Source organism: Ralstonia sp. RRA (genome assembly GCF_037023145.1).
Classification (GTDB): Bacteria; Pseudomonadota; Gammaproteobacteria; order Burkholderiales; family Burkholderiaceae; genus Ralstonia.
The window spans coordinates 1,503,826-1,518,709 of the sequence record NZ_CP146092.1; the positions used below are offsets into that span (position 1 = coordinate 1,503,826).

Consider the following 14,884-nt stretch of genomic DNA (forward strand, 5'->3'; position numbering starts at 1 on the left):
TTTCACCACTCGAAGTCCGGCCAGTCTTCGTCGCTGTCGACGAAGGCGGTGGGTGGGATGACATCGGGGCGCAACGTGATATCCGACTTGGCCAAGATCCCGTACATCGGGTCGAACGTCGCCATCACCTTGGGCAGCATCTTGAGGCGCTGTTTGGGCGGCAGTGCAATGAAGTACCGGCAGCGGCTATCGAGCACGCTGTCTAGGTGGACATAGGTGGCGCTCGCAGCGGACCGCGTGCGGTGGATGACTTCATCGGCCAACACCGGCGTGGCGGCGCGCACCGCCGATTCGACCACGTGCTCCAGCTCGAACATGATCGACTGGTCCAGCTTGTTGGTCGGGATGAAGGCCATGGCCTGGCGCAGCACCCCGACTTGCGTCAGGAGTACGGGCCACAGGACTTCGACGCCGTAGATACGGCAACGGTCGTCCTTGGTATCGCCGCGTTGGTCCACGCTGCGCTGCCCCGAATAGGCTTTGCGCACGTCGTACGCCAAGCCGAGCACGAAGCCTTCCTTGTCCTCGATGTAGACGCTTTCCTGCACGACGTAGTGGATGAAGCCGTGCAGGCGCTCCAGCGCCGCGAAATCCCACCACAATGCGACGCCGGCATGGTTCGGCGTCAGTCGGTACTCCAGCATGGTCTTGCTCCCTGTTATCGGTCTTCGCGGGTGTGCCACAGCCGCAGCAGGTAAATGCTCTCGCCCCGGATCTCGTAGCGCATTTCATACTGGCCGACGAGCATGCGCCGCACTTCGCGCGGTTCGAACTGGAACAGTTGCTCGCCCACGCGCGGGTTGGTCAGCAGGATTTCTGGCGCCTTGACCAAAGCCTGCACCGCGCGCGCGGCGGCCGGCCTGTTCACCGGCGCGAGAAACTCATACAGGCGCGTGAGGTCTTCCTGCGCCTTGCTGGTCCACTGCAGTTCCATCAGCGCGGCACCGGCTCACCGGCACCCAGGCTGTCCGCCCAGGCCTGCACGGCCTGGTGGCCAATGACGCGGCCGGCGTCCACGTCGGCCAGCGCCTCGCGGGTGAGGCGGTCGCGCTCCTCTTCCTGGGCGATCCAGGCCGACAGTGCCTGTTTCATGATCCAGCCGCGCGAGCGTTCGAGGCGGTCGGCCAACTGGTCCACCTTCTCGGCCAGCGGCACTGGGACATGTGCGGTCAATACGCGGGTTTCGGCTTTGGACATGGCGTCCTCCTGAAATCGGGTCAATGCAGCGGAGTGCTGGGCCTGCCGCCGTCAACGAAACTTGATCGTGCCGGAGCCAGCCACGTGGTCGTCCCAGCGCAGCGGGTTGCCCCGCACGACGATGTCACCCGAGCCGGCCACGCGGGCGCGCACCTCGGTCCGCACGAAGGCGTCAATGTCGCCGGAACCCGCCACCGACAGGTCGGCCGACTCGGCGATCAGCGCACTGGCATCGACATCGCCAGAGCCCACGACCTGCACGTGCAAGCGGGCGACGTGGCCGCTGGCGGTGATATCGCCCGAACCCGGGATTTCCAGGTCCAAGGCGTCTTGCTGCAGATCGAGCAAGGTGACATCGCCGCTGCCCTTGATCTTGATCGCCGGGAACTCGGGCAGCGCGATGCCGACCACCGCGCGCGGCTGGTGCAGGGAAATGGCCGGCCCGGTGGGCTTGCCGTTCACGATGTCGCCCAAGACCACCGAGCCGACCGTGCCGTGGAAGGTCATGTGGCTGCTGCCGAAGCGGATCGACACGCCTTCGCGCTCGATCACCAGTTTGTCGCCTTTGTAGGCGGTCCGGACCGAGGTCACCGCATCCGCCGTTTCGCCGGCAACGACCAGCGTTGGCGTGTCCGCGCGCCGGAACACCATGTCGACCGAGCCTTTGACGACGATCTTGCGGATCGGCTGCAGGGGACGCTCCTCCTTGAAGGCGGCTTCAAGGCGATCCCAGCCGGTACCGGTGGAGGGCATATCGGAGAGATTCATGAGGTTCGGCGTCATCCAATCATGTCGATTAGAAACCAATCATAGTGATTCAACGTAGGACAATCAACCGCCTGCGAGGTCACCTCGGGCGAGGCGTATTGTGCGGGGCCAGTGCGCAGTATAGTCTAGACAGAAGCGTACTTATGTCTCAAGTTTGTACTTGAAATTATGAAATCACGCGGTTTACGGCATATTATTGACTCATTCGAACTGAAATCCAGGCCCGTCATGACGCTTGACCCCGCATCCACCGCCGAAGACCAAGCGCTGCAGGCCGATATCGCGGCGCTGCGCGGCCGTTTCACCGAGACGCGGGAGCTGTACCGCGAAGTCTGCGCGCTGCTGTTTTTCCGCTATGGCGTCACACCGACGGCCAACAAGCTCTACAGTCTGGTGCGCAAGGGCAGCATGAGCACACCTTCCCACGTGCTGAACCGGTTCTGGCAGGACCTGCGCGACAAAACACGGGTGACGATCGACCACCCAGATCTCCCCGAGGCCTTGAAGCAGGTTGCCGCCGAGGCAGTGTTGGCCATCTGGCAAGCGGCCTCGTCCGCGGCGGCCACCGAACTGGCCGCACTGCGGGCCGAAGCGCGCCACCAGGCGCACGCCGCCGAAGCCGCGCGCGACCAAGCCACTGCGGAAAGCGAAACCGCGCGACAAGCGACCGCGGTCATTCAGGCACAGCTGGACTCGGTGCGCGGGCAGCTTGCCGCGCTTCAAGAAATGCTGTCTGCTGAGCGCCAGGGCCACGCAGCAACCGAAGCGCGTCTGCAGGAGACCCGCCGGCAGTTGGACGAGGCGGCACAGCAGCTCACACAGGCTCGGGTTGAATTTGGCGCGCAGCTCGATCGTGAGCGGGCCCGCGCGGATGCAGCAGAAGAGCGTGCCGCCAGCCACGAGAAACGTGCGTTGCGCGAGATCGACCAGGAGCGCACCGCCCGTCAGAAAAGCGACAAGCTGGCCGATGAGCTACGTGCGCAGGTTGTGGCCGCGCGTACCGCGATGCAAGAAAGCGCCGTGACACATGCCAATGCGATCGGCACGTTGCGCATGGAACTGGGCGCAGTGCGGCAGCAGGCGGAGGAGCCGCCACGCGGCAGCGTGAAACGGCCGAAGAACTGGTGCAGACCCAGTCGTTGCTGGAGGAGGCGCTACGGCGGGCTGAGCGCGCCGAAACCGAAGCGGAAACAACGCGCCGGCTGGTGAGCGAGTTGAAGAAGGCAACACCAGGACGCGTTGGCCAGCGGACGAAAGCGCCGTGATCCTTAATTACTGAAACGTATGATTCGCGCCGCCTTCATTACTTGAAGGCTTATGATAGCGAACTGGCCTCATCTTGGCATGACCCCTATTGGCTCAACGGCGGCAATCACTGGGTTGTGGTGGTCCTGGCGCTGGCCGCGATCCTGACCGGTGGGCTGTCCACCTACAAGAAAGGCTGGATCGCGCTCAAGAACCGCAACTTGAACATGAATGCCCTCATGTCGATCGCGGTCACGGGGGCGATGGTGATCGGCCACTGGCCGGAAGCAGCGATGGTGATGGTCCTCTTCGCCCTGGCTGAAGTCATCGAAGCCCGCTCGCTTGACCGCGCTCGCGACGCGATTCGCGGCCTGATGGATCTTGCCCCGGAGACGGCCACGGTTCTGCATAGCGATGGCAGTTGGACCGACGTCGATGCCAAGTCCGTCGAGGTCGGCAGCCGGGTACGGGTCAAGCCGGGCGAGCGTATCGCGCTCGATGGCACGGTCCTGCAGGGACGCTCCTCCGTCAATCAGGCGCCGATTACCGGCGAGAGCCTGCCGGTCGAGAAAGCTGAAGGCGACCCCGTGTTCGCCGGCACCATCAACGAGTCCGGATCGTTCGAGTATCGCGTTACTGCTACGGCGAACGACTCCACACTGGCTCGTATCATTCACGCAGTCGAGGCTGCTCAAGGCAGTCGAGCACCCACGCAGCGCTTTGTCGACCAGTTCGCCCGGCTGTACACGCCCATCGTGTTCGCGGTCGCACTGCTGGTGGCGATCATCCCTCCGCTGGTCTTCGGTGCAGCCTGGCTGGGCTGGATCTACAAGGCCCTGGTTCTCCTGGTGATCGCTTGCCCCTGTGCCCTCGTGATTTCGACGCCGGTAAGTATTGTGAGCGGCCTGGCCGCTGCCGCACGGCGCGGCATCCTCATCAAGGGCGGGGTCTATCTCGAGGAAGGCCGCAAGCTGAAATGGTTGGCGCTGGACAAGACCGGCACCATCACACATGGCAAGCCGGCGCAGACCGACGTCCTGGCCTGGAACGGTGCGGACGCATCTGCCGCCCAATTCCTGGCTGCCAGCCTGGCGGCTCGTTCCGATCACCCCGTCTCCCAAGCCGTGGCCCGTGCGGCGCGGGACACAGCTCAAGCCCCACGCGACGTCACCGACTTTGCGGCTTTGCCCGGGCGCGGCGTCCAGGGTCATATCGACGGCGCGCTCTATCACCTTGGCAACCATCGCCTGGTCGAGGAACTCGGTGTGTGCTCACCGGCGCTGGAAGCCAACCTTGCCGCGCTTGAAACCCAGGGCAAGACCGTTGTGATGCTGATCGGCCCGGACGGCGTACGCGCGCTGTTCGGCGTGGCCGATACCATCAAGGACAGCAGTCGCCAAGCCATCAAGGATTTGCATGCTCTGGGCATCAAGACCCTGATATTGAGTGGCGACAATCCGCACACCGCCGAGGCAATCGCGCAGCAGGTCGGTATCGACGAGGCTCGGGGCAACCTGCTGCCGGAAGACAAGCAGCGCGAAATCGAGCAGCTATCCGCACAGGGGACCATCGGCATGGTCGGCGATGGCATCAACGACGCGCCGGCTCTGGCGCGGGCCGATATTGGATTCGCAATGGGCGCCGCAGGCACGGACACTGCGATCGAAACGGCCGACGTCGCGCTGATGGACGACGATCTGCGCAAGCTTCCGGCCTTCGTACGGCTCTCGCGGTCCACGGCTGGAGTGCTGAAGCAGAACATTGCGTTGGCGCTTGGCATCAAGGTCGTATTCCTGGTGTTGACCTTTACCGGCCAGGCCACCATGTGGATGGCCGTGTTTGCCGACATGGGCGCCAGCCTGCTGGTGGTCGGCAACGGGTTGCGGCTGCTGCGCAAATGAATTGGAAGTTCCTTGTGTACGACTGGGGCGGCTGGAACGTCGCGATGTTCAGTGCCATCAACTCGGCGACGCCAAGCACCCTTGATCCGGTGGCGTGGTTCTTTAGCCTGATTGGCAACTATTGGACCGCGCCGCTCTTGCTGCTGACGCTCTGGTGGTGGTCGGTGTCTGTGTCGAATCCGGCACGCGCATGCGCGGTCCGGCAACGTCTCATCACGTTCGGGGTGGCCTTTGTACTCGCCTTGCTGGCCGCCTCCACGTTGAAATGGTGGCTGGACTTTCCTCGGCCGCCTGCGGTGCTCGGCCATCTCGTGCATGTCATTGGCGTCGCGGAGCTGCATTACAGCCTGCCCAGTGGGCACGCGACCTACGCGGCGCTCGTTGCGGGAGCACTCTGGCCTTTGGTGGGCTTTCGGGGCCGTCTCGGGTTGGTGCTGTATGCCGCTTCGGTCGGGTGGTCGCGCGTTGCAGCCGGGATGCACTTCCCAGCGGACGTGCTGGCGGGTTGGACTCTTGGGACTAGCTGTGTCGCTGTCGCCGGTTACGCCGCGCCGCTGCTCGCTGCAATGTGGATCAAGCATCGTGGCACACCGAATGTGGCCTGGTATGGGATTGCGGCGTGTTGCTTCATGGCCGATCAAGCTGCCAAGTTCGCCATCACGCGGACGTTTGCCTATGGTGAGCGGATTGAGGTCACATCAACCTTTGACCTTGTGTACGTGCGCAATCCCGGCGCGGCATTTAGTTTCCTCGCCGATGCAGGTGGTTGGCAGCGCTATCTCTTTATGGGCCTAAGTCTGGTTGTCTCGGTATGGTTGGCCCACGTGTTGCGTAAGCGGTTGTCTAACATGGAAGCCTTGGCCTACAGCCTGATCCTCGGCGGTGCAGCAGGCAATCTCGCAGACCGCATCTGGCGCGGCCAGGTTGTGGATTTTCTGGATCTGCATTGGATGCAACTCCACTGGCCGGCATTCAACCTCGCCGACGTGGCGATCACAACAGGTGCGGGCTGTTTGATGCTGGCAGTATTGATGCAACGACAAGGCACCACGGCGAAAAGCCTATCTGGCTGATAGTTGCCCGGGTTAGCCGCGCTCTTGGCTTGAAGGATTCACTTAGCCCATGCCGAGGCTCGTGCGGCGAGATGCTTCAAAAGCAGTAGCCCATATTTGACGAAAGACCTGACGCTTACGAGTGGCAGCAGGAGCGTCGCGGAGGCCCCGTTGGCAAGGAGGATAGGACAAGGCTACTTGCGGCGTCTCACGGTCTTCCGGATGCGCGTGCGCGAACGAGCCGCGCGAGCCTGCTTGCGCGGGGGGCGAGAGCCATACCGTCGGCGTAGGTACCAAGCGAACAAGCCGATCGCACACAACGTCAGTGCCAAGGCGACTAAGACCGCCACAATGACGTCATGCGGCAGGTCGAAAACAGGTGATCGGTTCACGGTCAGGTGTTTGCATTCGCTTGGAAGGCACGTATCGCTTGCCTTAAGGGCTTCGACGGCGCGCTGGGTTGTGCAGGCTGAAACTCGTACGAACAAGCCGAAGGCTGTCCAGGTGGCCTCGTTGCGCCATCACATTTTGATCCCGTGGGAGCGCTTGAAGGCCGGGGGCGCGTGGCGCTCCCGGCCTTCTTGCTGATTAGAAGAACGAGCAGCATCAGGCCGTTGTGGTTTCCCGGCCTGCCAACGCATTACCTCCGTCGGTGAATGGATCGCGCGGGCTTGCTGAGATGTGGCCGCCATCCGTGAACGGGTCGCGTGGATCGGTCACCGAGCGTGCACCGTCGGTGTAGATATCCCGTTTGTCTGCGACGTGTGCACCATCGTGATAGGGGTCGACCTTCTGCGCGGCCATTACAGCGCCCGAGGCCGTGCCAAGAGTCGCCAGCGCCACGCTGGCGAGGATTATCTTATTCATCGTATTCATGATTCTTTCTCCAATCGTTGGGATCTGAGTGGCTGTGTAGCCGTGGCTCAGGCTCCTTTGTTTCTCATGTCCAGTGATGCCGTGCGCAATGCGCTGCCTCTGGACACTTGGTCGGTTCACCGCGAGTCGGCTTAGTGGCCCGCGTACATGCCGGTGCCGTTGGGATACGCCCAGATGCCCTTGGCGGCAGGAATCTCCGGAAAGAGCATGCTGAGCTCAACTGCAGAGCTGCCCGGCCGCGCGGCAAAGGTCCATGCCGCTGAGCTCTGGCCGAAGTCAAAGCGCACCGTCTCGCCTGCGAGGACGGGAACGGCTTTCATTCCCGGCGCGATAACGACTGTGCGAGCACCCACGGCTGTTGTCGCCCGTTCGCCGAACAAGGGAGCATTTGCGCTGCGCGGTGCGCCACCTAGTCGATGCATCATCTGATCGTGCATCTTGTCCCCGTCAGAGGACATCTGGCCCATCATTTGCGCGCAATGGTCGTGCATCGCTTGCTCGGCCGGATCACCGGCGGTGGCGACCTTGCGTTGTTGCGCGGCTTGGCGCGCACTGTTGATCGCGTCCCAGTTCGGTCCCGCAAAGGCGGAGAGGCTGAGCGCGGCGAGTGTGGCGGTGGTAAGAATTTGAATCGCTTTCATGATGAATTGCCCCGAATATTGGCTGTCATGCACGCGACACCGTGGCGGCTGGCTTGCCGCGTGGCGTGCGCACCGGTGTTACTGAAAGCGGCGGGAGTTGCCGCTTTTCGGGGCAGTCAGAGTCGGAGTCTGGCCGTCTGGAGATAGATCGGCGCAGACACCGTCACGCGAGACGGTAAGGGAAGCAGAGAAACGGCGTGGGCGCTCGGGAGCGGCCAGGGATGGCGAACGTTCTGGGGTGGCGGGCCATCATGATCGGGTGGATGGCCGTTGCTATTTGCCCAGATGCGTCCATTGGCAAATGAGTCGGCGCACAGCGTTAACTGGTCGCCGCCAATATTCAGGCAGTCGGTCCGTGACATCCCATATTGGGCCGCGGGGGTGACTGCCAACTCCATCTGGCACACGTAACTTGCTGCCGCCAGACGAGAGAAGAACAGGCTGGCCAGAAGAATCCAGCCGATCAATCGTCGAAGGTGCATGCCATTGAATTTCATCGCCGTTCCCCAATGGCCAACTCGACAGCGGGATCAATTCGGCCGATCGCAAGCAGCCCACGCACACTGCGCCATGGGGCGGCAGTTTGTGCATCGGACAAGCAGGTGGCCATAGTGCTCACGATGTTGGATTCCAGGTTTGGCTATACGAGCGATGGTTCTAAAGTAATCCTTCCAGCCATTGGAAGGTCAAGTGTCTTTTGCAAAGGAATGCGATCGTCGCCTCGTCCATGCAGCCTTAACTGCAACCAAGCCGTGGCATACGCAAGGTAGACAGCCCTCGCGTTTGGCTCGCGCTGGTCACGGTATGGGTGGCACCTGTGCAATGCACTGCTGCACAAGTGCCACCGGCAACTTACTTGCGCTGCATATCCACGATGGTCGGCTTACCTGCAACCTTGTCGAACATGACCGAGACCGACTCGCCTTCCTTGAAGTTCTTCAGCGAAGCGCGGTCCTTAATCGGAAACGCCATGGTCATGGCCGGCATGCCGAGGTTCTCAATGGCAGCGTGCTTGAGCGTGACCTTGCCCGCCTTCATATCGATCTTCTGGATCTCCGCGGCAACCGGGGTGGGCGCCTGCTTCGCTTGGCCGGCAGGCTTCATGTCCATGCCATCCATGGATTGGGCCGCAAACGCTGCCGGTGCAGCAGCGAGAGCAAGCATGATTGCGAAGGTCTTGATGTGCTTCATGGTGATTCCTCTTGATGTGAGGGGTGGGTGGGAAGCGGTGATGATTTCGTCTGCCGCCGGCGGATCAGCAGATACACGGCTGGGACGACGAACAGGGAAAGTAAGGGCGCAGTGACCATGCCACCGACCATCGGTGCTGCAATGCGCTGCATGATCTCGGAACCGGTGCCGTGCGCCCACATGATTGGGATCAGGCCGGCTAGGATGACGGCGACCGTCATGGCCTTTGGGCGCACCCGCAGGACGGCGCCTTCCTGAATGGCTTCCAGTAACGCTTGGGGCGTGTCCCGGCCGGCCTCCTGCCGCTCCGACCATGCTTGCTTGAGGTAGAGCAGCATGATCACGCCGAACTCGGCCGCCACGCCGGCCAGCGCGATAAAGCCGACGATCCCGGCCACCGACAAGTTGTAGCCCAGCAGGTACAGCAGCCAGAAACCGCCGATCAGCGCCAGCGGCAGCGTGCCCATGATGAGCAGCGCCTCGTCGATGCGGCCGAACACGAGGTACAGCAGCACGAAGATGATCAGCAGGGTGAACGGCACCACCACCTTCAGCTTGGCGCTGGCACGCTCCAGGTACTCGAACTGACCGGACCAGCTCAGCGCGTAGCCTGCCGGCATCGGCACCGCCTTGGCCACGGCCGCCTGCATGTCCTGCACCGCCGAGCGCAGATCGCGCCCTCGGATATCCACATACACCCAGCCAGAAAGCCGGGCGTTCTCGCTGCGCAACATCGGCGGCCCCTGCACAACCTGGATACGGGCCACATCGGCCAGCGTGATCTGCTGGCCGCGGTCGGTGACGATAGGCAGGCTGCGCAGTTGCTCGACCGAGTCGCGATAGTCCCGTGGGTAACGGACGTTGATGGGGAACCGTGCCAAGCCATCCACGACTTCACCCACGTTGTCTCCCCCTACAGCTGACGACACGATGCTCTGCACATCTTCGATATTGAGGCCGTATCGCCCTGCAGCCATCCGGTCGATATCGACGTCGACGTAGCGCCCGCCGGACAGGCGTTCGGCCAGCGCAGACGTGACCCCCGGTACGGTCTTGACTGCCTCCTCGATCCGAGTGGTCAGTCGGTCGATCTCCTTGAGGTCCGTGCCCGCCACCTTGATGCCGACCGGGCTCTTGATGCCGGTGGCGAGCATGTCGATCCGGTTGCGGATGGGCGGCACCCAGATATTGGAGAGGCCCGGCACCTTGACCACGCGGTCCAGCTCTTCCACCAGCTTGTCGGTCGTCATGCCGGGTCGCCACTGGTCGCGCGGTTTGAACTGGATGGTGGTCTCGAACATCTCGATGGGCGCCGGGTCGGTGGCGGTATCGGCGCGGCCTGCCTTGCCGAACACGCTGGCGACCTCCGGGACGGTCTTGATGAGACGGTCGGTCTGCTGTAACAGTTGGGCCGCCTTGCCGGCAGAGAGCCCCGGCAGTGCCGATGGCATGTACAGCAGGTCGCCCTCATCCAGCGGCGGCATGAACTCACCGCCCGTGCGCAGGATCGGCCAGGCCGTGGCCGCCAGCAGCACGGCGGCGATGACAACCGTCGCTTTGGGATACGCGAGCACCCTGGCCAACACCGGTTGATAAAGCCGAATCAGCCAGCGGCTAAGCGGATTCGATTGCTCGGTTGGGATGCGCCCGCGGATCAGGTAGCCCATCAGGACTGGCACCAATGTGACCGACAGCCCCGCGGCGGCGGCCATCGAGTAGGTCTTGGTGAAGGCCAGCGGCGAGAACAGCCGGCCTTCCTGTGCCTCCAGCGTGAACACCGGGATGAACGACAGCGTGATGATCAGCAGCGAGAAGAACAGCGCCGGGCCCACTTCCGCCGCGGATTCGCCGATCACGCTCCAGCGCTCGTGCCCGGCCAGCTCCCGTCCGGGATTGTCCGCATGCCAATGTTCCAGGTGCTTGTGCGCGTTCTCGATCATGACCACGGCGGCGTCGACCATGGCACCGACGGCGATGGCAATGCCGCCCAGCGACATGATGTTGGCATTGACGCCTTGGTACCGCATCACCAGGAAGGCAGCGAGCACGCCCAGCGGCAGCGACACGATCGCCACCAGCGCTGAGCGCAGGTGGAACAGGAACACCAGGCACACCAGCGCGACGACGATGAATTCCTCGATCAGCTTGTGCGTCAGGTTCTCCACCGCGCGGTTGATCAGCGCGGAACGGTCGTAGGTCGGCACGATTTCGACGCCGGCCGGCAAGCTCTTCTGCAGCGTGGCGAGCTTGGCCTTGACCGCTTCGATGGTCTCCAGCGCGTTCTTTCCGGAGCGCATCACGATGACGCCGCCGGCGACTTCACCTTGGCCGTTGAGATCGGCAATGCCTCGCCGCATCTCCGGTCCGAGCTGGAGGGTGGCGACATCGCCCAGGCGAACGGCGATGCCTGCGTCGCTCGTCGTCAGCGGAATCTGCCGGAAGTCGTCCAGTGTCTTCAGATAGCCGCTGGCGCGGACCATGTATTCGGCCTCGCCCAGCTCCAGCACCGAGCCGCCAGTCTCCTGGTTGGCCGCCTTGAGTGCGGCCAGCACCTTAGCCTGGGACAGGTTATATGCCCGCAGGCGATCCGGCATCAGGACGACCTGGAATTGCTTGACCATCCCGCCGAGCGATGCCACCTCGGCGACGTTGGGCAGCGATTTGAGTTCGAAGCGCAGGAACCAGTCCTGCAGCGCGCGCAGTTGACTGAGGTCGTGCTGGCCGGTCTTGTCCACCAATGCATACTCGTAGATCCAGCCCACGCCGGTGGCATCCGGGCCCAGCGCAGGCTTGGCGGCAGCCGGCAGGCGGGATTGCACCTGGTTCAGATACTCCAGCACCCGTGAACGGGCCCAATACAGGTCGGTTCCGTCCTCGAACAGCACATAGACGAAGGAGTCGCCAAAGAACGAGTAGCCGCGCACCGTCTTGGCACCTGGCACCGACAGCATAGTGGTGGTCAGTGGATAGGTGACCTGGTTCTCCACGATCTGCGGCGCTTGGCCGGGGAACGGTGTGCGGATGATGACTTGCACGTCCGACAGGTCGGGCAGCGCATCGAGCGGGGTGCTGCGGACGGCCCACAATCCCCACGCGGTCAACATCAGCGTCGCCAGCAGGATCAGGAAGCGGTTGCGGATGGACGCGAGAATCAGCCGGGCGATCATGGTTTGCTCCCCGTGCCAGCGGCGGGCTCGACCGAAGACAGAATCGCCATGCCCTCGGCGTTCAGATGGAAGCGGAAGCGGACGCGATCGCCGGGCTTAAAACCCTTGGGCAACCCTGTGGGAGGTGCCGCAAACTCCATTGTCATGGCCCCCCACTGGATCGAGGGAATCGGACCATGCGAGATCGTCAGGCCTTCACCCGTGACGGTCTCGATGCGACCGACGCCTTCGTGTTCGGCGTTGGCCGCTGCCGGCGCAGATGCCGCGGCCGGTACCGCCATACGCTCGGTGGTTCCACGCAGGCTGGCTTCCGAATCGATCAGGAACTGGCCGGACGTAACGACCTTCTGGCCAGCCTTGAGACCAGTCAGGACCTCGACCATTCCACCGGCCTCGCGCCCGGTCTTGATCTCGGTGGCCACAAAGCCGGCCTGGCCTCCATCGACCATGACAATGCTGCGCTGACCGGTACGGATGACGGCTTCCAACGGGATGGTCAGTACGTCCTGCTGCTCGCCGCTGTCGAAGCGAACCGTGGCAAACATGCCCGGCAACAGGTGCCGGCCCTTGTTGGGCAGGACGATGCGCACCTTGATGGTCCGCGTCGCCGGGTTGACGTCGGGCAACACGGTGTCGACCTTGCCGACCAGCGGCTCGGCCGCCCCGGTCGGTGTCACCTTGACCGCCAGGCCGGGCGCAATGGTGCGGGCCTGGCCTTCCGGCACCTCGGCAACCACCCAGACCTGGCTTAAGTCGGCCAGACGGAACAGAGTCATGCCGGGCGAGACTGTCATCCCGTCTCGCACCGCGACCTCGGTCACGATGCCATCGATGGGGCTCGCGATGCCCACGCTGGGCTGCAGCCGTCCGGATGCCTCGACGGCGCTGACCTGCCCGGGCGTCATGCCGGTCTGCAGCATGCGCGCCTTGGCCGCACTGGCGAGATCGGCCTGACCGTGTGCCGACTGGCGCAACACGGCCAGATACTCTTCCTGGGCCGCCACCCAGTCCGGCGAATACAGAGTCACCAGTGCCTGCCCACGCCGAACTGGGTCAAGCGTCGCCCTGACCGCGACGTGCTGGACGAAGGCGTTCGTGCGCGCCTGGATTACTTGCACGCTGCGCTCGTCGATGACGATGTTGCCGGGCGCCTCCAGTACCGTGCTCAACCGGCCGGCTTTGACTTCGGCCGTGCGGATGCCGAGGTTTTGCGCGACACGGCTATCGACCGTGATGCCGCTGGCACCGCTATCCCCGTCCGCATAGACCGGCACCAACTGCATGTCCATGAAGGGGGATTTGCCCGGCTTGTCGAAACGCTGTCCGGGCACCATGGGGTCGTGCCAGTACAGTACCTTTTTGCCGGTCTTGGGATCGACGTCGCCGGCCTTGAGACCGGATGCCGCGCTGGCCGGCGCCGACGATTGTGCCGACCGTGCTCCCTGCGTGACGCCGAAGTGGTAAGCGCCATACATCGCGGCGCCGAGAATGGCGAGGCCGGCCGCCGTGGCGATAATCTGTTTTTTCATTTGGGTTCCTTGATGGCGGACTCGGTCTGCGCGGTGGGCAGCGGGACCAGGAAGGTCAGGTCCGCCCACAGCTTGGCCGTCTTGGCCTCCAGCGCGAGTCGCTCCAGTTCCATATCAATGGCGCGATGGTTGGCCTCGGCAACGGCCAGCAGCGATCCGGCATTGGCCCGGTAGGCGGTCAGGGCCGCCTCCGCCTGTGCGTTGGCGAGCGGCAAGGTTTGTTCGTCGTAGCGCTTGAGCCGTTCGGCATTGCGCTGCAGCTCGGCCAGCTTGGCGCCGACCATGGCCTGGGTATCGCGCCGGAGGATTTCGGACTTGGCGCGCGCCGCCTGGGCTTGCGCCAGCCTGGCCGCAACTTCGCGGTCCTGCCGGTTGCCCTGGTCCCAAGGCAGGGGAAAGCTGATGTTCACGGAGCCCATGTTCGAGAAGGCGGAGCCACGCTGGCTATACATCAACTCGACCGTGACATCCGGCTTTTTCGCTTCGGCTGCGGCCCGGATCTCGCTCTCAGCCAGCCCCACATCGCGCTGCGCGGCGGTGATCTCGGGCACCGCGTCCAACTCACCGCGCGCCAACTGCTCGACCGGTTGAGGAATATCGAGACGCGGGCGCTCGGACATCGGGCGCCTCGCAGCCGGACCAACCCAGCGCTCTAGCGCGACGGTGCTGGTCGCCACGGCAGCGCGGTTTTCATCCAGGCGATCGTGCAGCTTCTGGATTTCCAGTTCCATCACCAGCACGTCGGCGCGTGTGCCCCGTCCGCTGCGATACGCGGCAGTCGCCGCCTGCAATGCGAGTTCCAGTGGGTGGTCATGGTGGCCCAGCAACGTGCCAGTCTGTTCGGCATACCAGCGGTCCAGCCATGCGCCGACAGCATTGCGCTGCACGTTGGCGAGGCCGACGGCGCGCTGCGCTTCAGCAGATGCCGCCTCAGCCTCGAAACGTGCGGCCTTGGCGCGGCGCTTGTCCGCACGCGTGAATTCCTGCATCACGCTGATGGAGCGCATGGTCATGAAATCCCGGCTGACCGAAAACTGATCGGCACCGTTGACCGGCACGTTATTGATTCCGAGCTTGAGCACGGGGTCCGGCAGTTGGCCGGCGGCGACCGCCATTTGGGTCGCGGCTTCGATGGTCCCGCGCGAGGATTCTGCGTCGCCGGCATGCGCGGTGGCGAGCGCGACGGTTTCCTCAATGGAAAGCGGAGGGACAGATTGCGAGGTCGCGGCGTGCGACATCGCGATGCCGAAGGCAGGCGCGCAAAGCAACGCCAGCGTCAGGCGACGAGGAAAAAACATAAAACCTCCAAGAACGACG

General features: G+C 63.6%; 13 protein-coding genes and 1 pseudogene. 3 read left to right on the forward strand and 11 right to left on the reverse strand.

Features of this window, described 5'->3' with window-relative positions:
* Positions 1–2 precede the first annotated feature (2 nt).
* Genes V6657_RS24715 through V6657_RS24730 form a run of 4 tightly spaced genes read right to left on the reverse strand, consistent with a single transcriptional unit; the run spans position 3 to position 1,965 of the window.
* Entirely contained in the window at positions 3–644 is a 642-nt protein-coding gene (locus tag V6657_RS24715) for a hypothetical protein (RefSeq protein WP_004637349.1), read from the reverse strand.
* A 14-nt stretch (positions 645–658) separates the two neighbouring features.
* Positions 659–934 carry a type II toxin-antitoxin system RelE/ParE family toxin gene (locus tag V6657_RS24720; protein ID WP_004637348.1) on the reverse strand — a complete coding sequence of 92 codons (276 nt, stop codon included), beginning with the start codon at positions 932–934 and terminating at the stop codon, positions 659–661.
* Positions 934–1,197: a ribbon-helix-helix domain-containing protein gene (locus V6657_RS24725; protein WP_004637345.1), complete on the reverse strand. Its 264-nt coding sequence runs from the start codon at positions 1,195–1,197 to the stop codon at positions 934–936. The genes V6657_RS24720 and V6657_RS24725 overlap by 1 nt, the downstream gene beginning before the upstream one ends.
* A gap of 51 nt (positions 1,198–1,248) precedes the next feature.
* Positions 1,249–1,965: a head GIN domain-containing protein gene (locus V6657_RS24730; protein ID WP_238563858.1), complete on the reverse strand. Its 717-nt coding sequence runs from the start codon at positions 1,963–1,965 to the stop codon at positions 1,249–1,251.
* Positions 1,966–2,133: 168 nt separating this feature from the next.
* Between V6657_RS24730 and V6657_RS24735 the strand changes: the two genes are divergently transcribed.
* The 3 genes and pseudogenes from V6657_RS24735 to lspA all read left to right on the forward strand — a co-directional run bounded on the left by V6657_RS24735 (position 2,134) and on the right by lspA (position 6,184).
* Entirely contained in the window at positions 2,134–3,174 is a 1,041-nt protein-coding gene (locus V6657_RS24735) for a DNA-binding protein (RefSeq protein WP_338755347.1), read from the forward strand.
* 143 nt (positions 3,175–3,317) lie between these two features.
* Positions 3,318–5,111, forward strand: a pseudogene (locus V6657_RS24740) (heavy metal translocating P-type ATPase); the annotation flags it as partial.
* Entirely contained in the window at positions 5,108–6,184 is a 1,077-nt protein-coding gene (lspA, locus tag V6657_RS24745; RefSeq protein ID WP_012435818.1) for a signal peptidase II, read from the forward strand. The pseudogene V6657_RS24740 and the gene lspA, both read left to right, overlap by 4 nt.
* A gap of 585 nt (positions 6,185–6,769) precedes the next feature.
* Here the strand turns inward: lspA and V6657_RS24750 are convergent.
* From V6657_RS24750 to V6657_RS24780, 7 genes are all read right to left on the reverse strand, one after another.
* Positions 6,770–7,039, reverse strand: coding sequence for a hypothetical protein (locus V6657_RS24750; RefSeq protein WP_012435817.1), 270 nt, complete (start codon positions 7,037–7,039; stop codon positions 6,770–6,772).
* Positions 7,040–7,170: 131 nt separating this feature from the next.
* Complete coding sequence (locus V6657_RS24755; RefSeq protein WP_012435816.1) at positions 7,171–7,680, reverse strand: CzcE family metal-binding protein; 510 nt, start codon at positions 7,678–7,680, stop codon at positions 7,171–7,173.
* Positions 7,681–7,796: 116 nt separating this feature from the next.
* Positions 7,797–8,177, reverse strand: a complete 381-nt coding sequence (locus tag V6657_RS24760) for a hypothetical protein (protein WP_012435815.1) — start codon at positions 8,175–8,177, stop codon at positions 7,797–7,799.
* A gap of 355 nt (positions 8,178–8,532) precedes the next feature.
* Positions 8,533–8,871: a copper-binding protein gene (locus tag V6657_RS24765; protein WP_012435814.1), complete on the reverse strand. Its 339-nt coding sequence runs from the start codon at positions 8,869–8,871 to the stop codon at positions 8,533–8,535.
* On the reverse strand, positions 8,868–12,038 hold the full coding sequence (locus V6657_RS24770) for an efflux RND transporter permease subunit (protein ID WP_012435813.1): 3,171 nt from the start codon (positions 12,036–12,038) through the stop codon (positions 8,868–8,870). The genes V6657_RS24765 and V6657_RS24770 overlap by 4 nt, the downstream gene beginning before the upstream one ends.
* Positions 12,035–13,567: an efflux RND transporter periplasmic adaptor subunit gene (locus tag V6657_RS24775; protein ID WP_012435812.1), complete on the reverse strand. Its 1,533-nt coding sequence runs from the start codon at positions 13,565–13,567 to the stop codon at positions 12,035–12,037. Before V6657_RS24775 ends, V6657_RS24770 begins: the two co-directional genes overlap by 4 nt.
* On the reverse strand, positions 13,564–14,865 hold the full coding sequence (locus V6657_RS24780) for a TolC family protein (RefSeq protein ID WP_012435811.1): 1,302 nt from the start codon (positions 14,863–14,865) through the stop codon (positions 13,564–13,566). Before V6657_RS24780 ends, V6657_RS24775 begins: the two co-directional genes overlap by 4 nt.
* Positions 14,866–14,884: the final 19 nt, after the last annotated feature.

What these genes read in the sequence shown, in the direction of transcription:
- V6657_RS24715 (WP_004637349.1), bottom strand. Translation starts at nt 644, where the DNA reads ATGCTGGAGTACCGACTGACGCCGAACCATGCCGGCGTCGCATTGTGG.
- V6657_RS24720 (WP_004637348.1), bottom strand. Translation starts at nt 934, where the DNA reads ATGGAACTGCAGTGGACCAGCAAGGCGCAGGAAGACCTCACGCGCCTG.
- V6657_RS24725 (WP_004637345.1), bottom strand. Translation starts at nt 1,197, where the DNA reads ATGTCCAAAGCCGAAACCCGCGTATTGACCGCACATGTCCCAGTGCCG.
- V6657_RS24730 (WP_238563858.1), bottom strand. Translation starts at nt 1,965, where the DNA reads ATGAATCTCTCCGATATGCCCTCCACCGGTACCGGCTGGGATCGCCTT.
- V6657_RS24735 (WP_338755347.1), top strand. Translation starts at nt 2,134, where the DNA reads ATGAAATCACGCGGTTTACGGCATATTATTGACTCATTCGAACTGAAA.
- lspA (WP_012435818.1), top strand. Translation starts at nt 5,108, where the DNA reads ATGAATTGGAAGTTCCTTGTGTACGACTGGGGCGGCTGGAACGTCGCG.
- V6657_RS24750 (WP_012435817.1), bottom strand. Translation starts at nt 7,039, where the DNA reads ATGAATACGATGAATAAGATAATCCTCGCCAGCGTGGCGCTGGCGACT.
- V6657_RS24755 (WP_012435816.1), bottom strand. Translation starts at nt 7,680, where the DNA reads ATGAAAGCGATTCAAATTCTTACCACCGCCACACTCGCCGCGCTCAGC.
- V6657_RS24760 (WP_012435815.1), bottom strand. Translation starts at nt 8,177, where the DNA reads ATGAAATTCAATGGCATGCACCTTCGACGATTGATCGGCTGGATTCTT.
- V6657_RS24765 (WP_012435814.1), bottom strand. Translation starts at nt 8,871, where the DNA reads ATGAAGCACATCAAGACCTTCGCAATCATGCTTGCTCTCGCTGCTGCA.
- V6657_RS24770 (WP_012435813.1), bottom strand. Translation starts at nt 12,038, where the DNA reads ATGATCGCCCGGCTGATTCTCGCGTCCATCCGCAACCGCTTCCTGATC.
- V6657_RS24775 (WP_012435812.1), bottom strand. Translation starts at nt 13,567, where the DNA reads ATGAAAAAACAGATTATCGCCACGGCGGCCGGCCTCGCCATTCTCGGC.
- V6657_RS24780 (WP_012435811.1), bottom strand. Translation starts at nt 14,865, where the DNA reads ATGTTTTTTCCTCGTCGCCTGACGCTGGCGTTGCTTTGCGCGCCTGCC.